At 70.6% G+C, this 25,006-nt stretch carries 20 protein-coding genes and 2 riboswitches; of the genes, 15 read left to right on the top strand and 5 right to left on the bottom strand.

The genetic code is table 11. The features are described from left to right. Positions 1 to 7: 7 nt before the first annotated feature. On the bottom strand, positions 8 to 1,114 hold the full coding sequence (locus IT780_RS39400) for a citrate synthase 2 (protein ID WP_199516987.1): 1,107 nt from the start codon (positions 1,112 to 1,114) through the stop codon (positions 8 to 10). A 181-nt stretch (positions 1,115 to 1,295) separates the two neighbouring features. Between IT780_RS39400 and pdxH the strand changes: the two genes are divergently transcribed. The 7 genes from pdxH to IT780_RS39365 all read left to right on the top strand — a co-directional run bounded on the left by pdxH (position 1,296) and on the right by IT780_RS39365 (position 7,387). Further along, entirely contained in the window at positions 1,296 to 1,922 is a 627-nt protein-coding gene (gene pdxH, locus IT780_RS39395) for a pyridoxamine 5'-phosphate oxidase (RefSeq protein ID WP_199517028.1), read from the top strand. A gap of 71 nt (positions 1,923 to 1,993) precedes the next feature. Then, on the top strand, positions 1,994 to 3,241 hold the full coding sequence (locus IT780_RS39390) for an MFS transporter (RefSeq protein WP_372443912.1): 1,248 nt from the start codon (positions 1,994 to 1,996) through the stop codon (positions 3,239 to 3,241). 90 nt (positions 3,242 to 3,331) lie between these two features. Next, on the top strand, positions 3,332 to 4,261 hold the full coding sequence (locus IT780_RS39385) for an aldose 1-epimerase family protein (protein WP_199516985.1): 930 nt from the start codon (positions 3,332 to 3,334) through the stop codon (positions 4,259 to 4,261). A gap of 3 nt (positions 4,262 to 4,264) precedes the next feature. Then, positions 4,265 to 4,894: a nitroreductase family protein gene (locus IT780_RS39380; RefSeq protein WP_199516984.1), complete on the top strand. Its 630-nt coding sequence runs from the start codon at positions 4,265 to 4,267 to the stop codon at positions 4,892 to 4,894. A gap of 114 nt (positions 4,895 to 5,008) precedes the next feature. Then, positions 5,009 to 5,305 carry a type II toxin-antitoxin system VapB family antitoxin gene (locus tag IT780_RS39375; protein ID WP_199516983.1) on the top strand — a complete coding sequence of 99 codons (297 nt, stop codon included), beginning with the start codon at positions 5,009 to 5,011 and terminating at the stop codon, positions 5,303 to 5,305. A 25-nt stretch (positions 5,306 to 5,330) separates the two neighbouring features. Beyond that, a complete protein-coding gene (locus IT780_RS39370) occupies positions 5,331 to 6,494 on the top strand; it encodes an acyl-CoA dehydrogenase family protein (protein WP_199517027.1) in 1,164 nt (387 codons plus the stop codon). Between the two features lie 110 nt (positions 6,495 to 6,604). Beyond that, complete coding sequence (locus IT780_RS39365) at positions 6,605 to 7,387, top strand: DUF4230 domain-containing protein (protein WP_199516982.1); 783 nt, start codon at positions 6,605 to 6,607, stop codon at positions 7,385 to 7,387. 275 nt (positions 7,388 to 7,662) lie between these two features. On the opposite strand, the gene IT780_RS39360 is transcribed toward IT780_RS39365, so the two are convergent. Both IT780_RS39360 and IT780_RS39355 read right to left on the bottom strand, forming a co-directional pair. Next, positions 7,663 to 8,304 carry a hypothetical protein gene (locus IT780_RS39360; RefSeq protein ID WP_199516981.1) on the bottom strand — a complete coding sequence of 214 codons (642 nt, stop codon included), beginning with the start codon at positions 8,302 to 8,304 and terminating at the stop codon, positions 7,663 to 7,665. 138 nt (positions 8,305 to 8,442) lie between these two features. After that, complete coding sequence (locus IT780_RS39355; protein WP_199516980.1) at positions 8,443 to 8,625, bottom strand: PspC domain-containing protein; 183 nt, start codon at positions 8,623 to 8,625, stop codon at positions 8,443 to 8,445. A gap of 218 nt (positions 8,626 to 8,843) precedes the next feature. Between IT780_RS39355 and IT780_RS39350 the strand changes: the two genes are divergently transcribed. The 7 genes from IT780_RS39350 to IT780_RS39320 all read left to right on the top strand — a co-directional run bounded on the left by IT780_RS39350 (position 8,844) and on the right by IT780_RS39320 (position 19,371). Then, on the top strand, positions 8,844 to 10,859 hold the full coding sequence (locus IT780_RS39350) for a DUF5941 domain-containing protein (protein ID WP_199516979.1): 2,016 nt from the start codon (positions 8,844 to 8,846) through the stop codon (positions 10,857 to 10,859). Further along, positions 10,856 to 13,030: a bifunctional glycosyltransferase/CDP-glycerol:glycerophosphate glycerophosphotransferase gene (locus IT780_RS39345; protein WP_199516978.1), complete on the top strand. Its 2,175-nt coding sequence runs from the start codon at positions 10,856 to 10,858 to the stop codon at positions 13,028 to 13,030. The genes IT780_RS39350 and IT780_RS39345 overlap by 4 nt, the downstream gene beginning before the upstream one ends. 210 nt (positions 13,031 to 13,240) lie before the next feature. Next, a complete protein-coding gene (locus tag IT780_RS39340) occupies positions 13,241 to 14,539 on the top strand; it encodes an ABC transporter ATP-binding protein (RefSeq protein ID WP_199516977.1) in 1,299 nt (432 codons plus the stop codon). Between the two features lie 131 nt (positions 14,540 to 14,670). Next, on the top strand, positions 14,671 to 15,564 hold the full coding sequence (locus IT780_RS39335; RefSeq protein ID WP_199516976.1) for a hypothetical protein: 894 nt from the start codon (positions 14,671 to 14,673) through the stop codon (positions 15,562 to 15,564). Positions 15,565 to 15,625: 61 nt separating this feature from the next. Beyond that, a complete protein-coding gene (locus IT780_RS39330; RefSeq protein ID WP_199516975.1) occupies positions 15,626 to 16,138 on the top strand; it encodes an ATP-binding protein in 513 nt (170 codons plus the stop codon). A 78-nt stretch (positions 16,139 to 16,216) separates the two neighbouring features. Then, positions 16,217 to 16,957, top strand: coding sequence for an HAD family hydrolase (locus IT780_RS39325; RefSeq protein ID WP_199516974.1), 741 nt, complete (start codon positions 16,217 to 16,219; stop codon positions 16,955 to 16,957). Positions 16,958 to 17,004: 47 nt separating this feature from the next. Continuing rightward, positions 17,005 to 19,371, top strand: coding sequence for a glycoside hydrolase family 65 protein (locus IT780_RS39320; protein ID WP_199516973.1), 2,367 nt, complete (start codon positions 17,005 to 17,007; stop codon positions 19,369 to 19,371). Between the two features lie 284 nt (positions 19,372 to 19,655). Here the strand turns inward: IT780_RS39320 and IT780_RS39315 are convergent, their stop codons facing one another. Beyond that, positions 19,656 to 20,222: a hypothetical protein gene (locus IT780_RS39315; RefSeq protein WP_199516972.1), complete on the bottom strand. Its 567-nt coding sequence runs from the start codon at positions 20,220 to 20,222 to the stop codon at positions 19,656 to 19,658. Between the two features lie 2,108 nt (positions 20,223 to 22,330). Further along, positions 22,331 to 23,350 (bottom strand): coiled-coil domain-containing protein, encoded by a 1,020-nt coding sequence (locus IT780_RS39310; RefSeq protein ID WP_199516971.1) that lies wholly within the window; start codon positions 23,348 to 23,350, stop codon positions 22,331 to 22,333. A gap of 4 nt (positions 23,351 to 23,354) precedes the next feature. Next, positions 23,355 to 23,491: riboswitch (cyclic di-AMP (ydaO/yuaA leader) on the bottom strand. Positions 23,492 to 23,772: 281 nt separating this feature from the next. Further along, positions 23,773 to 23,907, top strand: a riboswitch (cyclic di-AMP (ydaO/yuaA leader). A gap of 3 nt (positions 23,908 to 23,910) precedes the next feature. Between IT780_RS39310 and IT780_RS39305 the strand changes: the two genes are divergently transcribed. Then, the gene (locus tag IT780_RS39305; protein ID WP_199516970.1) at positions 23,911 to 24,987 is read left to right on the top strand and encodes a coiled-coil domain-containing protein; all 1,077 of its coding nucleotides are present in this window, start codon (positions 23,911 to 23,913) and stop codon (positions 24,985 to 24,987) included. The last annotated feature ends 19 nt before the right edge of the window (positions 24,988 to 25,006 follow it).

Below are 25,006 nucleotides of genomic sequence, written 5' to 3'. Positions count from 1 at the left end.
AGGGTGACTACAGATTATGCGGGACCGCGTCCCAACCCTCGACGTCCTGCGGCTTGCGGGAGGCGGGGCCGACATAGAGAGCGCTGGGGCGCACGATGCGGCCGAGCTTCTTCTGCTCCAGGATGTGCGCGCTCCAGCCGGCCACCCGGGCGCAGGTGAACATCGAAGTGAACATGTGCGCCGGCACCTCGGCGAAGTCCAGCACGACCGCGGACCAGAACTCCACGTTGGTCGCCAGCACCCGGTCGGGCTTGCGGGCCTGCAGCTCGGCGAGCGCCGCCCGCTCGAGCGCCTCGGCCACCTCGAAGCGGGGCGCGCCCAGCTCCTTGGCGGTGCGGCGCAGGACGCGGGCGCGCGGGTCCTCGGCGCGGTAGACGCGGTGCCCGAAGCCCATCAGCCGCTCGCCGCGGTCGAGCACGCCCTTCACGTACCCCTCCGCGTCGCCGCTGCGCTCGACGGCCTCGATCATGTGCAGCACCCGCGAGGGCGCGCCGCCGTGCAGCGGCCCGGAGAGCGCGCCGATGCCGGAGGAGATGCAGGCCGCGGCGTCGGCGCCGGTGGAGGCGACGATCCGGGTCGTGAAGGTGGACGCGTTGAGGCCGTGCTCGGCGGCGGAGATGAAATACGCGTCGACCGCCTTGACGTGCCGCGGGTCCGGCTCGCCGCGCCAGCGCTTCATGAACCGCTCGACGATGGTCTGCGCCTTGTCGATGTCCTTCTGCGGCACCGCGGGCAGGCCGAGGCCGCGCGCCGCCTGCGCCACGAACGACAGCGCGGTCACCGACACCCGCGCCAGATCGGTGCGGACTTGTTCGTCACTGATGTCCAACAGCTGGGACAGGCCCCAGTACGGCGCGAGCATCGCGACCGCGGACTGGACGTCGACGCGGATGTCGCCGGAGTGCACGGGCACGGGGAACGGCTCCGCCGGCGGAAGCCCGGGGCCGAACCGGCCGTCGACCAGCAGCGCCCAGACATTGCCGAACGAGACGTGACCGATGAGGTCCTCGATGTCGACGCCCCTGTACCGCAGGGCGCCACCGGCCTTGTCGGGCTCGGCGATCTCGGTCTCGAAGGCGATGACGCCCTCCAGGCCCGGTTTGAAATCCGACACGACGCCTCCTGGGGATCCCGGCTGGACGAAAGCCGTGGGTGTCTCATCTTGCCGTCCGCTGACCGGCAGGTCGACCCACGCCGAATGTGCTGTCTGTGACACCTATCCTCGCTGAGCGGACGCACCGGCGTGGGCGACTTAGGTTCGTTGGGTGATCCCCGACCGACCGACGCCGGCCGAGATGCGCCGCGACTACACCGAACGCGGCGCGCTGCTCGAGTCCGACGTCGCCCCCGCCTGGCCCGACCAGTTCGCGCGCTGGTTCGCCGACGCCCTCGAGTTCGCGCTCCCCGAGCCCAACGCCATGATCGTGGCGACCGCCGACGCCACCGGCCGGCCCAGTGCCCGTACGGTGCTGCTCAAGGGGTACGACGAGCGCGGCTTCGTGTTCTTCACCAACTACACCTCGCGCAAGGGCTCGGAGGTCTCGGCGAACCCGTACGCGAGCCTGGTCTTCCCGTGGTTCCCCATGCAGCGGCAGGTGATCGTCTGCGGCGCGGTCGAGAAGGTGGACCGCGCGGAGACCGAGGAGTACTTCGCCACCCGGCCGCGCGGATCGCAGCTGGGCGCGTGGGCGAGCCCGCAGAGCCAGGTCCTGCCCGGCCGGGAGGCGGTCGAGGCGGGGCTGGCCGCGGCGGTCGAGCGGTTCGGAGCCGACGGTGCGGTTCCCGCGCCGCCGCACTGGGGCGGGCTGCGCGTCCTGCCCGAGACGGTGGAGTTCTGGCAGGGCCGCAGCAATCGGCTGCACGACCGGCTCCGGTACCGCTCGGCGGACGGCGGCTGGGTCGTCGAGCGGCTGGCCCCGTGAGTCAGGAGCCGGTCGAGGCCGCGGAGCGGGTCACCGAGGAGAGCGTCGGGAAGGAGCGCAGGAGCTGGGTCATCGACGTCCGGCCGCTGCGCGGGGTCGCGTACCGGCGGATGTGGGTCGGCAACGGCGTCTCGTACTTCGGGTTCCAGTTCACCGCGGTCGCCGTACCGGTGGAGATGTTCTCGATCACGCACTCGTCGGCGTGGGTGGGGCTGCTGGGCATCGCGGGGCTCGTACCCCTGATGGTCTTCGGGTTGTGGGGCGGCGCGGCCGCCGACGTGGTGGACCGCCGCAAGCTGCTGCTCGCCAGCTCCACGCTGGCGTGGCTCTCCACGGTCGGCCTGCTGGCGCAGGCCCTGCTCGGGGTGCGCAGCGGGGTGCTGCTGCTCGCGCTGACCGCGGTGCAGTCGGCCGGGTTCGCGGTCAGCTCGCCGACCCGGCAGGCGATCATCCCGCGGATCGTCCCGGCGCAGCTGGTCCCGGCGGCCAACACGCTCTCCTACACGGCGACGACCGCGGGCGGCGTGCTCGGCCCGCTCGCCGCGGGGCTCATCTTCGGCGCCTGGTCGACCGGTGCCGGCATCACGATCGCGTACGCGGTGGACGCCGTACTCTTCACCATCTCGTTCTGGGCGACCTACCGGTTGCCGCCCATCCCGCCGGTGCACGACGACGGCGACGGCGAGCGGCCGACAGCGGGCCTTCGCGGCATCATCGACGGCCTGCGCTTCCTCACCACCCAGCCGGTCCTCCTGCTCTCGTTCGGGGTCGACATCATCGCGATGGTGCTGGCGATGCCGAGGGCGCTGTTCCCGGAGATCGCCGAGGACCGCTTCGGCGGCGGGTGGGCGGTCGGCTGGCTGTTCGCCGCGATCGCCATCGGTTCCGTGCTCGGCGGCCTGACCTCCGGCTGGATCGGCCGGGTGCAGCGCCAGGGCGTCGCCCTGGTGGCGGCCGTGGTCGGCTGGGGCCTGGCCATCGGCTTCGCCGGCTTCGCCACCTCGCTGTGGCTGATGGTGCTACTGCTCGCGGTGGGCGGCGCGGCCGACCTGGTCAGCGCGGTCTACCGGCAGTCGATCCTGCAGGTGTACGCGCCGGACCGGCTGCGCGGGCGGCTGCAGGGCGTCTTCACCGTCGTGGTGGCCGGCGGCCCGCGCCTGGGCGACCTGCGCGCCGGTGCCACCGCCGGCGTGACCGGCGCGACCGCGTCCTGGGCGGGCGGCGGATTCGCGGCCGCGGGGCTCGCCGTCGTTCTGGCCCTGGCTTTCCCCGCCCTCGTTCGGTACCGCCCTCCCTCGGACGCGGAGAGCAACCACTAATGTTCTGCCCATGACGGAGCGCAGCGACGGCATCAGTAAGCGCAGCCGGCTCGTGCCTCGCGGCGCCGGGGAGCGAAGCGAGGCGGGGTCGTGAGGGGCGTGGTTGCGGCGAAATCTGGGACCCAGTGGACCATCGAGGCGGAGGGTCACCGGGCCACGGTCGTGGAGGTCGGCGGTGTGCTGCGCGGCTACTCCGTGGGCGACCGTGAGGTGGTGGACGGCTTCGGACCGGACGAGATCTCGCCCGCCTCGGCCGGCCAGATGCTCGCGCCGTGGCCCAACCGCATCCGCGACGGGCACTACACGTTCGAGGGAACGGCGTACCAGCTGCCGCTCACCGAGCCGGACAAGCACAACGCGATCCACGGGCTGACCAACTGGTCGCGCTGGCGGCTCGCCGAGCAGGCGCCGGACTCGGTGACCCTCGAGTTCGATCTGCCGCCCCAGATCGGCTACCCCTGGGCGCTGACGCTGCGGACCCGCTGGACGGTCTCCGCCGACGGCCTGCGCTCCGACCAGGAGGTCACCAACACCGGCGACGCGAACGCGCCGTGGGGCTTCTCGGTCCACCCGTACGTGCAGCTGCCCGGCGTCGCGGTCGACGACACCCTGCTCCGGGTGCCGGGGCGCAGCAAGATCCTGGCCGACCAGCGGCTGCTGCCGATCGGCGCGGTACGGGTGGCCGGGACGGAGTTCGACTACACCGAGCCGCGCCGGGTCGCGGGCGCGGTGCTCGACACCACGTGGGGCGACCTCATCCGGGACGGGGACGGCGGCTCGTCGGTCACCATCGCCGCGCCGGACGGCAGCCGGGCCGTGACGGTCTGGGGCGACGAGAACTTCCACTGGTGGCAGGTCTTCAGCGGGGACACCCTGACCGGTGAGCGGTTCCGCCGGTCGTTCGCCATCGAGCCGATGACCTGCCCGCCGGACGCCTTCCGCAGCGGCCGCGACCTGATCGTGCTGGAGCCGGGAGCCACCTGGCGCGCGTCCTGGGGCATCCGGCCCTCGGCGGCCTGAGCCGTGGAGTTCGACGAGGTCGTCCGCCGGCGCAGGATGGTGCGCACGTACGACCCGGAGCGGCCGGTGCCGCCCGAGATCGTCGACAAGCTGGTCCGGCACGCACTCCGGGCGCCCTCGGCGGGCTTCTCGCAGGGATGGGGCTTCCTCGTGCTCCAGGAGCCGGAGGACCGCGAGCGCTACTGGGCGGCCACGTCGTCGGGCGGGCCGGACGACTCGTGGCTGCAGCGCATGCGTACCGCGCCGCTGATCGTCGTCGCGCTCTCCAACAAGTCGGTGTACATCGAGCGGTACGCGCAGGCGGACAAGGGCTGGACGGACCGCGACGAGCGCCGGTGGCCGGTGCCGTACTGGGACGTCGACACCGGCTTCGCCGCGCTGCTCATGCACCTGACGGCGGTGAATGAGGGTCTGGGGTCGCTGTTCTTCGGCGTACCCGCGGACAAGGTCGCCGCATTCCGGGCGGCATTCGGCGTACCGGACGAATTCACCCCGGTCGGCGCGCTGACGGTGGGATATCCGGCACCCGACAAGAGGTCACCGTCACTACGCCGGGGGCATCGCCCGGTGGACGAGGTGGTGCATCATGGCCGATGGACCGCTACCGGCACGGCGTCCGCGGGTGCCGGCTGACAGCGGGCAACGCCGTGGGCCATCGCCGGCCCGGCGGCTCGTTAGGCTGGCAGGCGTATCCGCCCGTCCGCCGGGTAAGGCCAGAAGCGAGGGACCGGAGGGGAGCGTGCCGTCGTGATCTTCAAAGCGGTACGGGACGGAGCGCCGTACCCCGACCACCACACGACGCTGAAGAGGTGGGCCGAGATCCCGCCCCGCCCGATCCGCCTGGCCGATCTCATCACGACCAAGCGGGAGCTGGCGCTGGACAAGCTGCTCGCCGAGGACTCGACGTTCTACGGCGATCTGTTCCCCCACGTCGTGGAGTGGAACGGCGGCCTGTACCTGGAGGACGGTCTGCACCGGGCGCTGCGGGCGGCCCTGCAGCAGCGCAACCAGATTCACGCGCGGGTTCTCGTCATCGAGGACTAACACTGTTAGTTTAATTCGCATGGCCGTGTCACCGCTGGACCTGCTGGACCTCGACGAGCTGCTCAGCGACGAGGAGCGCGACGTACGGTCGCTGGTGCGCCGCGTCGTGGACGACCGCGTGCGCCCGCACGTCGCCGACTGGTACGAGCGCGGCGAGGTCCCCGTCCGTGAGCTGTCGCTGGAGTTCGGCAAGCTCGGCCTGCTCGGCATGCACCTCGAGGGGTACGGCTGCGCCGGCGCCTCGGCGGTCCAGTACGGCCTGGCCTGCATGGAGCTCGAAGCCGCCGACTCCGGGGTCCGCTCGCTCGTCTCCGTCCAGGGCTCGCTCGCCATGTACGCCATCCACCGCTACGGCAGCGAGGAGCAGAAGCAGCAGTGGCTGCCCGGCATGGCCGCCGGAGAGCTCATCGGCTGCTTCGGGCTGACCGAACCGGACCACGGCTCCGACCCGGGCAACATGTCCACCCGCGCGCGCCGCGACGGCGACGACTGGGTGCTGCACGGCGGCAAGATGTGGATCACCAACGCCCCGGTCGCAGACGTGGCCGTCATCTGGGCCCGCGCCGAGGAGGGCGTGATCGGCTTCGCCGTACCGACGAACACGCCGGGGTTCTCGGTGCGCGAGGTCAAGATGAAGCTCTCGCTGCGGGCCTCGGCCACCGGCGAGATCACCCTGGACGAGGTCCGGCTGCCCGAGTCGGCCCGGCTGCCGCTGGCCAAGGGCCTCAAGGCGCCGCTGTCCTGCCTGACCGAGGCCCGGTTCGGCATCATCTGGGGTTCGCTGGGCGCGGCGCGTGACTGCCTGGAGACCGCCATCGCGTACGCGACGTCCCGCGAGCAGTTCGGCCGCCCGATCGCCGGCTTCCAGCTCACCCAGGCCAAGCTCGCCGACATGGCCCTCGAGCTGCAGAAGGGTTACCTGCTGGCGCTGCACCTGGGCCGCCGCAGCGACGCCGCCGGGCTGCGTCCGGAGCAGGTCAGCGTCGGCAAGCTCAACAACGTGCGCGAGGCCATCCGGATCGCCCGGGAATGCCGCACGATCCTCGGCGGCAACGGCATCAGCGGCGAGTACCCCGTGCTCCGGCACGCCAACAACCTCGAGAGCGTGCTCACGTACGAGGGAACCTCGGAGATCCACCAGCTGGTCATCGGCCAGAAATTGACGGGTCTGAACGCGTTCGGCGGCTGAGCGGCTGCGGGTGTCGTACCCCTTCCGTACCGTGGGTACCAGAAGCGTCTCCCGCGGAGCGCGGACAAGCGTCTCCCGCGGAGCGCGGACCGAGGAAGGGGTGGTCGACGATGGCCCAGTCGCCCGGTGTGGACGAGCCGACCAAGGAATACCCGGCCGTCGACGAGGCTGCACCGCCCGCCGCGGCGCCACCGCCAGCCGCGGCGCCGCCCGCCGACGCGCAGGTGCCGGCCGAAACGCCGCGGGGCATGGGCGCGTTCGCCCGGGTCCTGATCTTCACCGGCGTGGTGTTCGCGCTGATCGTCGCCATGTGCCTGGGGCTGCGCGCGATCAACGTGCTGCCCGGTTTCGACAACCCGTTCTCCGACAAGACGACGGACCGCAGCCAGCCGGTCCTGCTGCAGTCGATGCGCGACCTGAGCCGCTACGTCGCCGCCGACGGCAACTTCCAGGTGATCGTCGACCTGCAGGAGAACAAGGAGAACGTCCCCGACTTCCTGCTCAACAAGCGCACCCTGTTCGTCGGCGCCGGCACGGTCGAGGCGTACGTGGACTTCGGCCAGCTCTCCACCGGCGCGCTCTCCCTCGACGAGGCGAACAAGAAGGCCACGATCAAGCTGCCCCCGCCGCAGCTCGGTCAGGCAGCGCTCGACATGCAGCGCAGCTACGTGGTGGCGGAGGAGCGCGGCCTGCTCAACCGCATCGGCGACGCCTTCAGCAACGACCCCAACCAGCAGCAACGGGTCTACCAGTCGGCGCAGCAGCGGATCACCGAGGCGGCGCGCAGCAGCGGGCTGGAGCAGCGGGCCCAGCAGAACACGGAGAAGATGCTGCAGAGCCTGTTCGGGCGGCTCGGGTACACGACGGTCACGGTGGAGTTCGCCAGCCCGTAACCCCGCGGGGTATCACTGCACCTGAGGCACCCTCTTCACCGGACAAGTGCGGATATCCCCCGATGATGGGATAACTCGCGCCTGCATCGGGACGCTGCTCGGGACGTGCTCCTGGCCGGGTTCCTCGGACATCTCGATCAGCTTCCGTCGCAGCATCGCCAAGGTGGGACGCATTCGTCCAAGCCCGAGGACGATGAGCGCCGACCCGATGATCAGTCCCATCGTGCCGAACATCGTTGCATCGGAGAGGAAGCCGATGCCGTTTCCGAGGAGGCTCAGGCCGAACGGGATCGTCGACGAGGTGAGCAGCGCCTCTCTCCCGGCATGATCGCGATGCCGGCCATGAGGAGCGACAGGGCGGCCGCCGCCATCGTCACCGCGAACGCGCCGGTGGCATGCTCGAGCAGGTCGTCGGCCCAGACGGTGACCCCCGCCAAGGCGCAACCGAGGATGACGCATACGAACGCGATCCGATCATCGCCGTTCAGAAGTGCTTGGGCGCCGGAACCCACCATGGTCACCGTTGTCCCGGCGGCGATCATGCGCATCAGAAGCTTGATCGCTCTGGTCGGATCGCTCTGCATGATCACTGCCGCACCGCCGAAGACCGCCGAGATGACGGCGATGGTTACGGCCAGGGTGGTCGAGGCCGTCGCTGCCCACGCTGAGCCGGCCAGAGCGCCACACGCGGCGATGCGGGTCGCGTAGCGGGTCATCGCGGCGCCGGGTCGTTTCCGCAGCCATTTCACGGTGACCAGGCTGAGGGCCGTGACGGCGGCAACCGCCAGTCCTTGCAGCGCTGTGCGGTCACTGAACACGTTGACGAATGTCCCGGCCGCGACGGCGGTGGCGATCTGGGACGTTCTGTCGGTCCAGCTCGGGCGGCTCGGGGAGCTCTGGTCCTGCGATGGCGGCACGCTCAAACCGTCGCATGTCCGGTCAATATCCGACGGTCCGGCCTGCGTTGACCCCATTCGGGGTCATAGTCGTGAAGGGCTTGCGGATAAGCAAAGGGACGGCGTCCGCGGGAACGCCGTCCCTTTGTCATGCCGTCGTCACTCGTTGGGCAGGAGGACCCAGAGGACCAGGTAGACGATGAACTGCGGGCCGGGGAGGAGGCAGGACAGGACGAAGATCAGCCGCATGACGGACGAGGACACGCCGAACCGGCGCGCCAGGCCGGAACACACGCCGGCGATCCATCGGTCGTCGCGGGGTCGGGCCAATCGGCGGGGCATGTCGCTCACTCCTCGTGTCGGGGTCGGCCGGGCTGGCGCCTCGACCACGGTCAACAGTAGGCAGCGCCGGACCCTCCGCCCTCGGTCTGGAGGGGGAGAAGCCGTCTCACGTTCCCGTAAGGGCACCCCGTACCCGGCTCGGCGCCGCTGTTAACATCGGGGCTCATTCGCCCCCTACTCCCTGTGGCTTGGGCGGGTTCTATGGGAGGGATGACTCGGTGACGCTTGCCGTTTTGTGCGGCAGCACCGGCAACGACCTCGATCCGGCCGCGGCCGGCAGGCTCGCGGACGAGCTGACCGTGGCGCTGACCGCGGCCGGGGCATCGGCAGTGCTGACTCTCTCGCGCGCCGACGTGGCCGCTCAGCTGCGCGAGACCGCCCGGATCGCCGCGGAGGCGAGTGAGCCGCTGCTGCTCTGCGCCGACGATCTCGTCGCCCATCCCAGTCTCTTGTGGACGCTCGCTACCGAGCCGGCCGGGCGCAGCACCGCGCTGGTGGCGGCCACCGGCACCGGCGCGGGCGGTGACCTCCGAGAGGATCGGGGCCGGCTCGTCGCGGCCGGGGACGGTCCCGTCCGGTTCCTCGGCGCGCTCTGCGTCGCCCCCGCCGATCTGGGCCTGCTGGCCACGGCCGCTCGGGAGGCCGCCGAGGCCGCCGAGCGCGGTGGTGACGCCGACGTGCTGACCCGGCGGGCCACCGGCAACGCGATCGATGCCCTGATGCCGGCGCTGCTCAGCGCGGGGCTGGTGCCGATCGCGACCCGCGTACGCCTGCTGCACGCCGAGCGGGTGCACACCGACGCCGCCCTCGCCGGTGCCCGCGCCGCGGTCGCTGCCGTGGATGAGGACAAGGCGCTGCTGCGGCTCGCGGTCAAGGAGAAGGACGACTTCTTCACCACGTACGCCGTGAGCACCTGGTCGCCGTTGGTCACGAAGTGGTGCGCCCGTGCGGGCCTCACGCCGAGCGGCGTGACCGCGTTGTCGGTGCTGTTCGCCGTGGCCGCCGCGCTGTCGTTCTGGCAGGCGTCGCGCCCGGCGATGGTGATCGGCGCCGTGCTGCTCTACCTGGGCTTCGTCCTGGACTGCGTCGACGGGCAGCTGGCCCGCTACACCCGGCAGTTCGGGGCGTTCGGCGGCTGGCTCGACACGATGGCCGACCGCGCGAAGGAGTACGCGGTCTACGCCGGTCTCGCCGCCGGCGCGGAGCGGGTGGGGCTGCCGTACGCGTGGCCCCTGGCGATCACGGCGATCGTGCTGCAGACGGTCCGGCACATGACCGACACCTGGTACGGCGCCCTGCACGACGAGGCGGCGGCCCGGCAGACGGTTGGGACGGCCGGCAACACCGACGCGGGCGGCGGGGTGGGCGCCAAGCTGAGCCGCGCCTCGAACAAGGTGCAGGCGGACACGGGGTCGGTCGCGTACTGGCTGAAGCGGATCGTGGTCTTCCCGATCGGCGAGCGCTGGGCGTTGATGGCGATCCTCGCCGCCGTCACGAACGGGCGGGTCGCGTTGACCGCCGTGGTGGCGTGGGGGCTGCTGGCCGCGGCGTACACGCTGGCCCTGAGGTCTCTGCGGTCGGTCTCGATGCGCGTCGGTGTGCTGGACACGGTCGACACGTCGCGGCACCGCGACGACGGCCGGCTGGTGCGCGGCACGGTGAGCGCGGCCAACCTGTCCCGGCCGCTGGTGTGGGCCGCGCTGGCGGCCGTGGCGCCGCTGATCCTGATCGGCGCGGTGGCCGCGGAGGTGGTGCCGCGGGGCACCCGCTGGGGCTCGTGGTGGGGCGGTGACCTGCACGTCGAGCTGGTCCGCGCGGGTGGTGCCGGGGTCTGGCTCGTCGTCGCGGCGCTGCTGGTGCTGAGCGCCGGCGCCGCTGCCCGGTCGTCGCACGGCGGACCGCTGGACTGGCTCGTGCCGGCCGGTCTGCGCGCGGCCGAGTATCTGATGGCGGTGGCCGTCGCGTTGATCTGTGAGGTGCCGCCGGCGGTGCTGTTCGCACTGCTGTTCGCGCTCGCGCTGCACCACTACGACCTGACCGCCCGGATGGAGAAGGGCGCGCCCGGCATCGTCGGGAAGCGGGCCCTGCTCGGCTGGGACGGCCGGGTCCTCCTGCTGGTGATCTTTGCGCTGGCGGGCGTCGCCACGGCCGGGGAGCTGCTGCTCGCCGTCGCGGTCGGCGTGCATTTCCTCACGGGGGCTGTCCAGGACTGGCGAACCGGAGGAAGACGATGACCCTGCTCAGCGTGGTGCTGCCCGTCTACAAGGTGCAGGGCTATCTGAGTCAGTGCCTGGACTCGCTGCTGGAGCAGCCGTTCACCGACTTCGAGATCGTCGCGGTGGACGACTGCTCGCCCGACAACAGCGGTGCGATCCTCGCCGAGTACGCCGCCCGCGACCCCCGCGTCCGCGTCGTCTCCCTCGCCGAGAACGTCGGCCTGGGCCGGGCGCGCAACGCTGGGCTGGACCACGCGACGGGCGAGTACGTGTGGTTCGTCGACAGCGATGACTGGCTGGCGCAGGGCGCGCTGACCGCGGTGGCCGACCGGCTCGCCGACACGGACGCGGACGTGCTGATCGTCGGCTTCGACCGGGTGCACTGGGACGGCCGGGTCACGCCGTCCGGCTCGGTCAAGGCGCTCGCCGAGGCGCCCGAGTCGTTCACGGTCGAGCAGTGGCCGCGGGTGCTGAACGTCCTGCACGTGGCCTGGAACAAGGTCGTCCGCCGGGATCTGCTGGTCAAGCTGGGCTTCCGGTTCGAGGAGGGCTGGTACGAGGACGTCTCGTTCACCTTCCCGCTGCTCTCGGCCGCGCCGCGGATCAGCGGCCTGGCCCGGGTCTGCGTGCACTACCGTCAGCGCCGGACCGGGGCGATCACCCGGACGCTGGGCGACCGGCACTTCGAGATCTTCGACCACTGGGCGCACGCCATGGCCCTCGTGGACCAGTACGCCGACCGGCCCGAGGCGCTGCGCCCGGCGCTGTTCCAGCGGATGATCTGGCACTACCTGACGGTGCTGCGCAACGCCCAACGGGTGAAGAAGGCGTCCCGCAAGCGCTTCTTCGACCGGATCACCGAGGACTTCCACCGCTACAAGCCGGCGCAGGGCTACGAGCCGCCGCCGGGCGCGCAGGGCCTGCGGCACAGGTTCGTCGCGCGCGGGTCATTCTTCGCGTTCCGGACTTTGCAGCGGGTCATCGGCGTCGTCAAGTCCACCGAGCGGGTGCGCAAGCTGCCCCTGGTGAAGGCGAAGGGCCTGGTCAAACGGGTACGCCAGGCCGCGTACCGGGCCTACTACAAGCTCCAGCTCCGGCTGCCCGTGGACGACCGGCTCGCCCTGTACGCCGCGTACTGGTATCGCGGGGTGACCTGCAACCCGGCGGCGATCGCGAGCAAGGCGGAGGAGCTGGCTCCCGGCGTCCGCAATGTCTGGGTCGTCGGCCGGGCCCGAGCCGCGTCCGTGCCGCCCGGCACCGACTACGTGGTCGCGGGCTCGCTTGCGTACTACCGCGCGCTGGCCCGCGCCCGTTGGCTGGTCAACAACGTGAACTGGCCGAACTGGGTGGTCAAGCGGCCCGGCGCGACGCACGTCATGACCCACCACGGCACCCCGCTGAAGATGATGGGCATGGACCAGGCCGACCACCCGGCCGCCGCGAAGGACCAGAACTTCCACGCCCAGATGCGCCGGGCGGACCGCTGGGACTTCAGCATCACGGCGAACGCGCACACCACGATCGCGTGGGAGCGGGCGTACCCGTGCCGGCACGAGACCCTCGAGGTCGGCTATCCGCGCAACGACCGGCTGGCGGGTGCGACCCCGGCCGACGCTGCCGGCGTACGGGAGAAGCTCGGCATCCGGCCGGACGAGCGGGTAATCCTCTACACGCCGACGCACCGGGAGTGGCTGCCGCGGGGCCGCCAGGTGCTCGACGTCGAGGCCTTCGCCGACCGGCTGGGCCCGGACACCGTGCTGCTGGTGCGCGCCCACTACTTCTACGTGGCTCCCGATCAGCGGGTGCAGACTCGGCGCGGGCGGGTCGTGGACGTGTCGGCGTACCCGGTGGTCGAGGACCTCTATCTCGCGGCCGACGTGATGATGACCGACTACTCGTCGGCCATGTTCGACTTCGCGGTGCTCGACCGGCCGCTGGTGATCTACGCGCCGGACTGGGAGGCGTACCGGGAGCTGCGCGGGGTGTACTTCGACCTCATGGAGCTGCCGCCCGGGGAGGTCGCGACGACCTTCTCCGGCCTGGTCGACGTCTTCGCCGACGGCTCGTACGCGAGCGCGGACGCGACGGCGAAGCGGGCGCGGTTCCGGGAGCGCTTCTGCTACCTGGACGACGGCAAGGCGGCCGAGCGGGTGGTGCGCCGGGTCCTGCTCGGCGAACTGGCCGGTTAATTTCCTGATCCGGGTAAACGGGTCCCACCTGCACCGGAAGCGGCGTACGCGGCTGGCCTGCGGCAACGATCATATTTATCGATCTTGTCAAGGCATTCATGGGTGTGACGGTCTGGTGACTGACGGCGAATGGCCGTTCACCCGATGGCAAGCATCGATGCGCCTGGTCACGCTAAGCCATCGTCGCAGCTCATATGCAGGAGGTTGACGGTGTCCACCGTCGCGCTCAAGGACGTCACGAAGGTCTGGCCGGACGGCACCGTGGCCGTCGACAAGGTCAGCCTCGATGTGCAGGACGGCGAGTTCATGGTCCTGCTGGGCCCGTCCGGATGCGGCAAGTCGACGGTGCTGCGCATGATCGCCGGTCTGGAGGACCCGAGCGACGGCGCGATCCTGCTCAACGGCGAACCGGTCATGGACCTGGCGCCGCGGGACCGGCAGATCGCCATGGTCTTCCAGGACTTCGCTCTGTACCCGCACATGACGGTCGGGGACAACATCGGCTTCCCGCTCAAGCTCTCCCGCGTCGAGCCGGGTTCGCGCGGCGAGCGGATCGGTGACGTGGCCAGCGCGCTCGGCATCGGCGACGTGCTGGGCCGCAAGCCGGCCCAGCTCTCCGGCGGCCAGCGGCAGCGGGTCGCGATGGGCCGGGCCATCGTCCGCCGCCCCGGCCTCTTCCTCATGGACGAGCCGCTGTCCAACCTCGACAGCGGGCTGCGGGCCGAGCTGCGCGCGGAGATCACCGGCCTGACCCGGGAGCTCGGCGTCACCACCATGTACGTCACCCACGACCAGGCCGAGGCGCTCACCATGGCCGACCGCGTCGCGATCATGCGGCGCGGCGTGCTGCAGGACATCGGCACCCCCACCGAGGTGTACGGACGCCCGGCGACCCTCTACGTCGCGGCGTTCCTCGGCTCGCCCCGGATGAACCTGCTCGAGGCCTCGGTGTACGTGCACCTCGACCGCTACATCGCCCTGAACCTCGGCGAGCAGGCGCTCTACCTGCCCTGGACCGACCTGCGCGCCCGGGCCATCGCGCACTACCACGGCGAGCGCATCGTCGTCGGCATGCGGGCCGAGGCGCTCACCCCGGTCGCGCCCGACGCGCCGGGCGACGTGCTGCAGGGCCGCATCCGCTACCTCGAGCACCACGGACACGAGTCGCTGGCGTTCCTCGACATCGGCGCCACCGCGATCGTCGTCGACGAGATGGGCGGCGTGACGGACACGCCGGCGGCCGGTGGTGGGGCGCTGCGGCGCTTCGGTGGCGCGCTGCAGCGGCTGACCGGGCGTACGGAGCGGGCGGCGCTGGAACGCGAGGGGCAGGAGAAGGCGTCGGTGCTGAGCGACCCGGGGCGGCACCACCGGCGTCCCGCGGAGCTGGCGGTGCGGCTGGCCCCGTACCCGGCCGTGTCGCCGGGGCATCCGCTGGCGGTCGGCGTACGGATGGACGCACTGCACTTCTTCGACGAGCGCGGCGACCGCATCGACATCGGCTGGCGCTGAAAGCACCCGTTCTTGCACCTTCTGAGAGCTGCGACCCCTCGACGCTCCGGTTCCGTTGACACGGTGCCGTACCGTTCGCCGCACGTCGGTGCGAGGGCGTATCGACGTCCAACCCCAGAAGGGTGGCGATGATGGCGAACGCGTCCGGACTGTTGGTGATCGAGAGGATCCTGCGCGACCGGCAGAGCATCTGGCAGCAGGTGGTCGAGGATCGGTCGTTGTCCAAGCTCACCGGGCAGATGATGGTGAGCTCGATGATCGCACTGGCCTGCTACGGAGCGGTCCTCGGCTCCTTCCACAGTGTCCTGATGGCGCTGACCTCCGCGGTGAAGCTTCCGCTGCTGTTCCTGGTCACGCTGGCGATCTGCCTGCCGACGCTGTACCTGTTCAACCTGGTGTTCGGCGCGCGGCTGTCCGTACGCCAGTCCCTGGCCCTGGTCATGGTGGCACTGACCGTGACCGCGATGCTCGCGCTGGCGTTCGCGCCGATCGCGCTGTTCTTCCTGATCACGGCGCCCGACTACAGCTTCTTCAAGCTTCTCAACGTCGTGATCCTCGCGCTGTCGGCGCTGGTCGGGCTGCGTTTCCTCACCGGCGGCATGCGGGTGCTCAACGAGCACGGCCTGCTGGCGCCCGCCGCCAAGGCCGACGTGCCGGCCGAGGCTCCGGTCAGCCCGGCCGTCACCGTGGCCGAGCCCGTCGCCGTCGGCGCCGCGGCCAACGGCACGCCGCCGGCCTCCGCGCCGCCCGCGCCCGCCCCGGCGGCTCAGCCTGCCGTCCCGCCGGGCTACATGCTCACCCCGATCGGCCACCCCCGTCCGGCGCCGCGGCCGGTCAAGCAGCCGGCCCCGCCCAGCATGACGTTGCTCTACGTCTGGATCCTGCTCTTCGGCTTCGTCGGCACCCAGCTGGCGTGGACGCTGCGGCCCTTCTTCGGCAGCCCCGGCATGAAGTTCAGCCTCTACCGCGAGATCGACGGCAACTTCTACGCGGAGATCTTCCGGACGCTCTCGCACCTGTTCTGACCCGATGTCACAGGGCTCCACGACTGCCACGGAGGCGGTACACAGCGTAGGCTGCTCGGCGGTGGAGGAAACCGTCGACCACGAAGTGCTGCGTCCGGCTCCGGGCAGGGAGCCCTCGGGCGCCCCCTCGGCGTACGGAGAAACCGGCCGGCTGCTCGACCGGGTGTTCGGGCGCAACGACATCACCGTCCTGCGGCACGAGGTGCTCCAGCACCTCGACCGCCGCCTGCTCGGCGACCGGCTCGACGGCTTCGTGCTCGCGGTCAACGAGGTGATCACGAACGTCGTCCTGCACGCCGGCGGCAGCGGCCGGCTGGTGCTGACCCGCACGGCGGACACGGTGTGGTGCACGGTCACCGACTCCGGGCCCGGCATCCCCGAGCGGTTCCGCCGGCCGCCCGCGGTGCCGGCGGCGTTCGAGGACGGCGGCCGGGGGATCTGGCTGGCGTACCAGCTGTGCGACGAGGTCACGATGGCGACCGGCCCGATCGGGACGACTATCGGACTGCGGGTCGACCTGCCCGGCCGGCATACCAGCTCCGACCTGGTCAATGGGGCTACAAGCGGAACCTGAACCACGGATGAAACGCCGTGGAAATGTCGACAACGGCATTCAAGCGCGTCGGCCGACGCGGGCGACTACATTAGGCCGGTGCTCGGACTACCTCCTCATGTGACGGCATGCCTTTTCGATCTCGACGGCGTGCTCACCCAGACCGCCCTGGTTCACAACGCGGCGTGGAAACAGACCTTCGACGCGTTCCTCCAGGAGTGGTCCGCGCGGCACGGCCAGCCCTTTGTGCCGTTCGACACCGGTGCCGACTATCACCGGTACGTCGACGGCCGGCAGCGCGCCGACGGGGTCCGCACGTTCCTCGCCTCGCGGAGCATCACCCTGCCCGAAGGCGCGCCCGAGGACGGTCCCGACGAGGAGACCGTCAACGGCATCGGTAACCGCAAGAACTTGCTGGTCCTGCAGAAGATCCGTGAGGGCGCCGTACAGGTCTACCCCGGATCCGTGGACTACCTGCACGCCGCGATGGACGCGGGTCTGCGCCGCGCCGTGGTGTCGGCGAGCGCCAACTGCAAAGACGTGCTGGAAGCAGCAAAGATCGCTGATCTCCTCGAGGCGCGCGTGGACGGCGTGACGGCTCGTGCGGAACAATTGCCCGGTAAGCCCGCGCCGGACACGTTCCTCCACGGCGCGAAGCTGCTCGGCATCCCCCCGGAGAACTGCGCGGTCTTCGAGGATGCGCTCGCCGGCGTCGAGGCCGGCAGGGCCGGTGGGTTCGGCATCGTGATCGGCGTTGATCGGGTGGGTCAAGCCGACGCTTTGCGGGAACACGGCGCTGACATCGTGGTGCAGGACCTCGCCGAGCTCCTCACCCGGTAACACCCCCATATCTGACTTTCTCTTTCTCAGTTGCGAGAGGCACCACCGTGATCCGTGAACGGGCCTATCCCGTCGACCCCTGGCACATCCGGGAAACCCGGCTGGACCTTGATCTGCTGGCCCAGTCCGAGTCGGTCTTCGCCCTGGCCAACGGCCACATCGGCATCCGCGGGAACCTGGACGAGGGCGAGCCGCACGGCCTGCCCGGCACCTACCTCAACTCGTTCTACGAGCTGCGGCCGCTGCCGTACGCGGAGGCCGGCTACGGCTTCCCGGAGTCGGGGCAGACCATGGTGAACGTCACCAACGCCAAGCTCATGCGGCTGCTGGTCGACGACGAGCCGTTCGACGTGCGCTACGGCGAGCTGCGGTCCCACGAGCGCACCCTCGACCTGCGGGCGGGCACGCTCGAGCGGACCGTGGAGTGGGTGTCGCCGTCCGGCCAGGCGATCCGCGTGCGCACCGTACGCATGGTGTCCTTCACCCAGCGGTCCGTCGTGGCGTTCCTCTACGAGGTCGAGCCGATCGACGCCTCCGCCCGGCTGATCCTGCAGTCGGAGCTCGTCGCCAACGAGCAGCTGCCGCCGACCAGCAAGGACCCGCGCGTCGCGGCAGTGCTCGACCACCCGCTGCAGGCCGAGGAGATGCTCGAGCAGCGCACCGGCGGCCTGCTCGTGCACCAGACCAAGGCCAGCGGGCTGCGGATGGCCGCCGCGATGGAACACCTCGTCGACGCGCCCGGCAAGCACGCCATCACCACCGAGGGCCACCCCGACTGGCTGCGTACGACCGTGGCCTGCAAGCTCGAGCCCGGCCAGAAGCTGCGGGTGGTCAAGCTCGCCGCGTACGGCTGGTCCAGCCACCGCTCGCTGCCCGCCGTACGCGACCAGGTCGGCGCCGCCCTCGCCAGCGCCCGGCTCGACGGCTGGGACGGCCTGATCGACGCCCAGCGCGAGTACCTCGACGAGTTCTGGGACCACTCCGACGTCAAGGTCGAAGGCGACCCCGAGGTGCAGCAGGCGGTCCGCTTCGGGCTGTTCCACACGCTGCAGGCCGGCGCCCGCGCCGAGCAGCGGCCGATCGGCTCCAAGGGCCTCTCCGGCCCCGGCTACGACGGCCACACGTTCTGGGACGCCGAGACGTTCGTGCTGCCCGCCCTCACGTACACCCAGCCCTCGGCGGCCGCGGACGTGCTGCGCTGGCGGCACTCCACGCTGGATCTCGCCAAGGAGCGCGCGCAGACCCTCGGCCTGCAGGGCGCGGCCTTCCCGTGGCGAACCATCCGCGGGCAGGAGTGCTCGGCGTACTGGCCGGCGGGCACGGCCGGCTTCCACATCGGCGCCGACATCGCCGACGCGGTCCGCCGCTACGTCTCGGCCACCGGCGACTACGACTTCGAACGCGAGGTCGGCCTGGAGCTGCTCGTCGAGACCGCCCGGCTCTGGCGGTCCCTCGGCCACCACGACCGCCACGGCCGCTTCCACATCGACGGCGTCACCGGCCCGGACGAGTACACGGCGGTGGTGGACGACAACGTCTACACCAACCTGATGGCGCAGCAGAACCTGTTCGCGGCGGCGGACGCGGCCAAGCGCCACCCGGACCTCGCGCGCAAGCTCGGCGTGGACGACGAGGAGTCGGCGTCCTGGCGGGACGCGGCGGCTGCCGTGCACATCCCGTACGACCGTGAGCTGGGCGTGCATCAGCAGTCGGAGGGCTTCACGCGCCTGCAGGAGTGGGACTTCGAGAACACTCCGCCGGAGGCGTACCCGCTGCTGTTGAACTACCCGTACTTCGACCTCTACCGCAAGCAGGTCGTCAAGCAGGCGGACCTCGTCATGGCGATGTACATCCGCGGTGACGCGTTCACCCCGGAGGAGAAGGCGCGCAACTTCGCCTACTACGACGCCCGTACGGTCCGCGACTCGTCGCTGTCCGCCTGCGTCCAGGCGGTCATCGCGGCCGAGGTGGGCCACGTCGAGCTGGCCCACGACTACCTGGGCGAAGCGGCCCTGATGGACCTGCACGACCTGCACCAGAACGCCCGCGACGGCGTGCACGTGGCGTCGCTGGCGGGCTCCTGGATCGCCCTCGTGGCGGGCCTGGGCGGCATGCGCGACTACAACGGCCAGCTCTCGTTCGCCCCGCGCCTCCCGAGCCGCATCAACAACCTGGAGTTCTCCCTGCTCTGGCGCGGCCTGCGACTCCGCGTCGAGGTGGCACCGACCGAGGTCACGTACTCGCTGCGCAACGGCGGCGGCTCAGCCCGCCTCGACCTCATCCACCACGGCAAGGAAGTGACGATCACCCAGGTGAAACCGGTCGTCCTCCCGATCCCACCGGCCCCGCCGACCGGCCCGGCCCCCACCCAACCAGCCGGCCGCGCCCCAGTCCGCCGCGCCACAGGGTCATAGGCCCGAAAGATCACGGCACGTTGTCGTAACTCGGCGGGTGGTACAGATCGAAACTCCCCGTCGAGTCCGGCCGGGGGCCCAGCATTCGCTGGCCCTCGGCCTTCTTTCCGTTGTCCCGTGCGGTCCCGCGGCCACCCCGGCGTTAGTCCCGTTCTGTACTGCCGCCTGCCGCCTGCCGCCTGCCGCCTGCCGCCTGCCGCCCGTTTCGTTGTGTGCGAGCCGGCGGCGTTGACCCGTCGCCCTCTTTTGGGCAGGTTCTGACGCCTGGATCTGCCGGGCATGTATCAGCGGTCACCGACCCGCCCCCACCACTCGTCATCAATCGCGATCTCGCCGCTGTCGAACACCTTCCGCACAAACTCCGACGAATCAACCGCCCGAGCCACGCCCCGCCGAGCCACGGCAACCACCTCCTCAGGCAACACCACGCCATGAACCTCGACGTAGTGGCTGAGCCCTTCCGGCCAGACAAAGTACTCACCATCCGTGAGCTCCGCCCCGCCGTTAGCTCCCCCGCAAATCCTGCACGGCGAAAACCCAGCAGCGGCGGCGAAGGGCGTCCCGGACCGCAAATACGCGGCCACTGCGCTACCCGCGGCGCCGGTCGCCGTGCCCGAGCTCACGAAGTCGCGTACGTCCGGCCAGCGCGAATCGTCCGGACTCTCACGCCAGTACCCGATCAGTCGAAGAACCTTCTGAGCCATGACTGTCACCGATCGTCGCAGCAATTCAAAACGCAATAACGGCAACCAAAAGTCTGCCGCTTTCTGTACCACCTCATCGGCCGCCCGCTGTCCGCTGTCCGCTGTCCGCTCGACGCTCGACGATATCGACACACGAAGGCCGCGCATACCGCAACGCTTGGTCTTCGATGTTCAGCGCCTGCGACGACCGCAATCCGATGTGTCATCGGCCGCGCCGAGCTGCGATCCTCCGCCAGCCGGGATGGGATCCGCCTGTGCGCCGCCTGGGCTGGGCTGCGCCTACGTGCCGCTTGGGCTGGGCTGCGCCGACGTGCCGCTTGGGCTGGGCTGCGCCTCCGTGCCACTTGGGCTGAGCTGCGCCGACGTGCCGCTTGGGCTGAGCTGCGCCTACGTGCCGCATGGGCTGAGCTGCGCCGACGTGCCACTTGGGCTGAGCTGCGCCGACGTGCCACTTGGGCTGAGCTGCGCCTACGTGCCGCATGGGCTGAGCTGCGCCGACGTGCCACTTGGGCTGAGCTGCGCCGACGTGCCGCATGGGCTGAGCTGCGCCTACGTACCACTTGGGCTGAGCTCAGCTCACGCTCCGGCCCTGCCGGGCTCAGCCTGTGCGCCGTTTGTGCTGGGGTGCGTTCGTGCGTCGGCCGTGCCGTGCTCAGCCCATACGTGGGTTGTGCTGGGGTGTGTTCGTGCACCAGCGGTGTTGCGCTCGGCCCGTGTGCCGGGTTGTGCTGGGGTGCGTTCGTGCGTCGGCCGTGCCGTGCTCAGCCCATGCGTGGGTTGTGCTGGGGTGTGTTCGTGCACCGGCGGTGTTGCGCTCGGCCCGTGTGCCGGTTGTGCTGGGGTGCGCTCGTGCGTCGGCCGTGCCGTGCTCAGCCCATACGTCGGTCGTGCGGAGCTGCGGCCGTGCGTCGGTTGTGCTGGGCTGCGGCTGTGCGTCGGTCGTGCGGGGCTCCGGTCGTCCGCCGGCCGGTTCGGGGCGCGGTCGCCGTGCAGGCGGCGCAGCTTTGTGGCGTGCCTTTGCGTCAGGCCCCACGCCCGGTGGCGAGCGTGCTCGCGACGAAACTCCTCCCGCGCGGGCGAATAGCCACGTGATGCGGTCCGGTCCCGCATCGCGGCCAATTCGGCCGTCGAGAACAACTGGAGCTGTCGCATAGGAGAATTGTTCCGCAACCAGCCTTCAAGCTGTACTAAATGATCACGCCGAAAACGCGATGACTGTCACAGAGAAGTGTCCGTCGACTTCGGTAGGATCGGATTAAGGCCGGGTCGGGCGCATCATTCCCCGCGGCGTCGGCGGTAACAAATACTCGGGGTCGGCAATGGTCCCGGTAAGGCCGGTGTAATGGTGGCGGGCGTGAATGCTGACCAATGCGGCCGGGGGGTGACTTCGGAATGTCTTCTTCAAGGCAGGGCTGAAGACTGTGGCGACGGCCGTAGGTCGCCATGGGCCACGTCCACGTCCACATTCGCCGGCGGCCTACGAGTCGGTCGAATCGGGCACGCGAGCTCACGACCACGTTGTGCCAGCCGGGCTCGGTGTACCCGGAGTCGACGTCGCGGCGGGCAGCGCTGCGACCCATGGCTGCGAGAGCGCGGCGCCCGTGGCCGCCCCGTCGCCAGCCGGCGCCGGTGGGTGGGTGGCCGGGTGGGCTCCAGGGGGATGGCGGCGTGGGGATTGGTGGGTGGGTGGCCGCGGGCTCCGGCGAGGCCGGGGGCGCCGGCATCAACGGGCGGATCTCTGCGGGGCTCCAGCGAGGCCGGGGTCGAGGCGGAGGGCGTCGGCGTCGGTGGGTGGGTCGCCGCGGGCTTAGGGGACGCTGGGGCGTGGGGGTCGGCCGGTGGTCCCGGCGGGGCGCCAGCAAGGCCGGGGGGTCAGGGTCCGGGTGGGGGCTACTTGCAGCGGCAGGGGGGCGTCGGGGTCAGCCGATCGTTCTTCGCGTTCCTTGTAGCCGGGCCGAATAGCCGGGGGTCGGCGGGTCGGGCCGTGCGGTGCTTCCGGCCGGGTCGGGGCCACGAGGCCAAAGGGGGCGCGCGACAGCGGGCGGTGAGGCTGTTTCGGCGGAATCGGCTTGGGCAGCGACGGCGGTGGGCTGGGTTGATGCGGTCGTCGGCGGTGGCGGGCTTTGGGCGGGTTCCGGTCGCCGTCACTCGGGGGTGGTTGCAGCAAGAAGCCCCCATGTCCTCGCTCTGGGCGGGGGATGGGGGCTTCCGGCGCGGTGGGGCCTGGGGCCTGGGGCGTGGGGCGTGGGGCGTGGCTAGAGCATGGAGACGTGGACGTGGTCTGTGTGGTTGCTGACCCCGTGGTAGTTCTTCCAGCCTGTTGCCGGGAACCAGATCATGCGGTTCCAGATGACGTAGAGGATGCCTAGTCGGTCGGCGTTGCGGACCAGGAAGGCCATCAGGTTGTTGCCGTACTCGCGGGTGTCCTGGTTGTGCCAGGGTGCGAAGCCGCTCTTCTGCAGGGACCAGTCGCAGGCGCGGCCCTTGGGGTGCTCGAATGGGCCGCCGTTGCGGTGGCAGCCGACGAAGCGGTTGAAGCCGGCCTTCTTGACTTCCTTGTACATGTGCAGCGTGCGGGCCGTGACGCAGCCGCTCGTCGTCGGGTCGTTGACGTTGCAGGCCTCGGGGCCGAACTCGCCGTCGGCGTTGCGGGGGGCGGGGGCCGCCTTCGGGGAGTTGGCGAGGACGAAGCCGCCCGTCACGGTGTCGCCGCCGACCAGGTTGAGGGCCTTCTCGGCCGACTCCTTCTGCTTCTGCATCGCCTGGAGGTTCTGCTTCTGCGCCTTGACCTCCTGGTCGAGCCGGGCCTTGGCGGTGGCGACCGCGTCGATGGCCGCGTCGAGCTCGCGGAGCTTGCCGTCGTTGAGGGCGTTGATCTCCTCGAGCGAGACGGCCTTGTCGATGAAGCCGCCGGGCGAGCGCACGTTGAGCAGGAAGCCCATGGTGGACAGGCCGCCGGTGCGGTACTGCTGGGCCGCGACGGCGCCGACCTGCGGCAGCAGCGCGTCGCGCTTGGCCTCGGCGTCCTTGACCTGCAGGGCGAGCGCGAGCTGGTTCTTGGTCGACTTGGCGACCGCCGCCTTCGCCGCGAGGTAGCGGCGGCCCGTGCTGTCGAGCACCTCGTTGAGCATGGGGTTGTCGTCGCCGTCGTCCGCGGTCGACGAGTTGCCGCCGCCCGGTGCCGCGCCGGCGGGCGAGGCCGGGGCTGCGATCAGCGAGATCGCGACGAGGGGTGCCAGGGCGAGAACGAGCCACTGGCGTGCTCTTGCCGTCATCCAGTTTCCTTCCGTGTTGCCGCCGACCGGGTTAGCTGACGGGTTCGGGACGGAAGCGATCCCTACCGCTGGCTGAGCGGATTCACCCCATTACTACGTGGTTCCCCGGCTCGCCTCTCGGCGATTGAGCGGTGGTCCGCCGGCACCTCGGGGGCGGTGCCTTCTTGGCAGTGACCGGCGGAAAGCTTACCTGACTCCGGGCCGGTCCTCAGGACTCGCGACGCTCGAAGAATCTGTTACGTCACAACGACTTTGCGTCACCACTCGATGGAATGACCCAGGTCATACCGCGTAACCGTTCATCAATGTGAGTCGTTACATATTCTTCTGCGAATTCTGACGATGCGTGGTCATTCCGCAACCGAGAGTGCGACACCTGTCGATAAGGCGAATCGATGGGTAGTGTTCGTCACGGTTCCATCACGGAATCGCCGCCCAATCGCCGCGAGGCGAGCCGGGGACCCATCCGGTAATGGGGTGAATCCGCAGGTCGCGGTAGGGATCACTTCCATCCCGAACCCGTCAGCTAACCCGGTCGGCGGCCGACGGAAGGAACGTACGTGAGGCTCGACCCTGTCCGCCGGCGATTAGCCACGGTGCTCGCCGTCCTCGCCGCCACCACGGGGCTGGCACTCGTCGCCCCGGCCGCGGCCACCGCGGCTCCCCGCCCGCTCGCCGCGCCCGGAGACTCCGGCGACGACGGTGAGGGCGGCTCCAAGTCCCTCGTCGAGCAGCTGGAGGCCGCGTCCAAGGGCTTCGTCGAGGCGAAGGAGGCGCTCGACCGCTCGAAGCGGCGCCAGCAGCAACTGGCGACGCGCCTCAAGGAGATCGACGCCGAGCTCGGACCGAAGCAGGGCGCGCTGGATGACATCGTCCGGCAGTCGTACCGCACCGGCCGGCTGGGCCCGATGAGCGCGCTGCTCACCGCCGACTCCACCGACGGTCTGATGGACCGCGTGGCGACGTTGCAGACGGTCGCGGTGAAGCAGGACCGCGCCATCCGGGATCTCAAGGACGCGCGTACCAAGCAGGCGCAGGCGAAGACCGCGATCGACGCCGAGATCCGCGACCAGCAGCGCCAGGTCACCATCATGGCGAAGCGCAAGGCGCAGGCGGAGAACGCGTTGAAGGCCGCCAACGCGGCCGCCGGCGATGAGGGCTCCAACGGAGCGTCGAGCGGCTCCAGCGGGTCGAGCGGCAACAGCTCCCGGGCGTCGGCGGCGCCGCGCAACTCCGACGGGTCGCTGCCGGACGAGTCGTGCAGCGTCAACGACCCGACCACCAGCGGCTGCATCACGCCGCGCACGCTGCACGCGATGCAGCAGGCGCAGGGGGCCGGCTTCAACCATTACGTGGCCTGCTTCCGCCATCAGAACAGCGGTGAGCATCCGAAGGGCCGGGCGTGCGACTTCGCCGCCGACAAGAACGGCTTCGGCGGCGTGGCGTCCGGCAGCAGCCGGGACTACGGCAACCGGCTGGCGAACTACTTCATCAACAACGCGAGCCGGCTGGGCGTGCTCTACGTCATCTGGTTCAAACGGATCTGGCTGCCGAGCAGCGGCTGGAAGGCGTACAGCCGGGGCAACGGCGACCCGTCCAGCGACCACACGAACCACGTGCACCTGTCGATGCGGTAGCGCCGCGGACGCAGAAAAG

Source organism: Nucisporomicrobium flavum, assembly GCF_016464385.1.
GTDB lineage: Bacteria > Actinomycetota > Actinomycetes > Mycobacteriales > Micromonosporaceae > Actinoplanes > Actinoplanes flavus_A.
Note: the sequence above shows the minus strand (reverse complement) of the source record. Positions and strands in the feature narration are given on the sequence as shown.

What these genes read in the sequence shown, in the direction of transcription:
- pdxH (WP_199517028.1), top strand. Translation starts at nt 1,296, where the DNA reads ATGCGCCGCGACTACACCGAACGCGGCGCGCTGCTCGAGTCCGACGTC.
- IT780_RS39365 (WP_199516982.1), top strand. Translation starts at nt 6,605, where the DNA reads ATGGCCCAGTCGCCCGGTGTGGACGAGCCGACCAAGGAATACCCGGCC.
- IT780_RS39355 (WP_199516980.1), bottom strand. Translation starts at nt 8,625, where the DNA reads ATGCCCCGCCGATTGGCCCGACCCCGCGACGACCGATGGATCGCCGGC.
- IT780_RS39345 (WP_199516978.1), top strand. Translation starts at nt 10,856, where the DNA reads ATGACCCTGCTCAGCGTGGTGCTGCCCGTCTACAAGGTGCAGGGCTAT.
- IT780_RS39335 (WP_199516976.1), top strand. Translation starts at nt 14,671, where the DNA reads ATGGCGAACGCGTCCGGACTGTTGGTGATCGAGAGGATCCTGCGCGAC.
- IT780_RS39315 (WP_199516972.1), bottom strand. Translation starts at nt 20,222, where the DNA reads ATGCGCGGCCTTCGTGTGTCGATATCGTCGAGCGTCGAGCGGACAGCG.
- IT780_RS39310 (WP_199516971.1), bottom strand. Translation starts at nt 23,350, where the DNA reads ATGACGGCAAGAGCACGCCAGTGGCTCGTTCTCGCCCTGGCACCCCTC.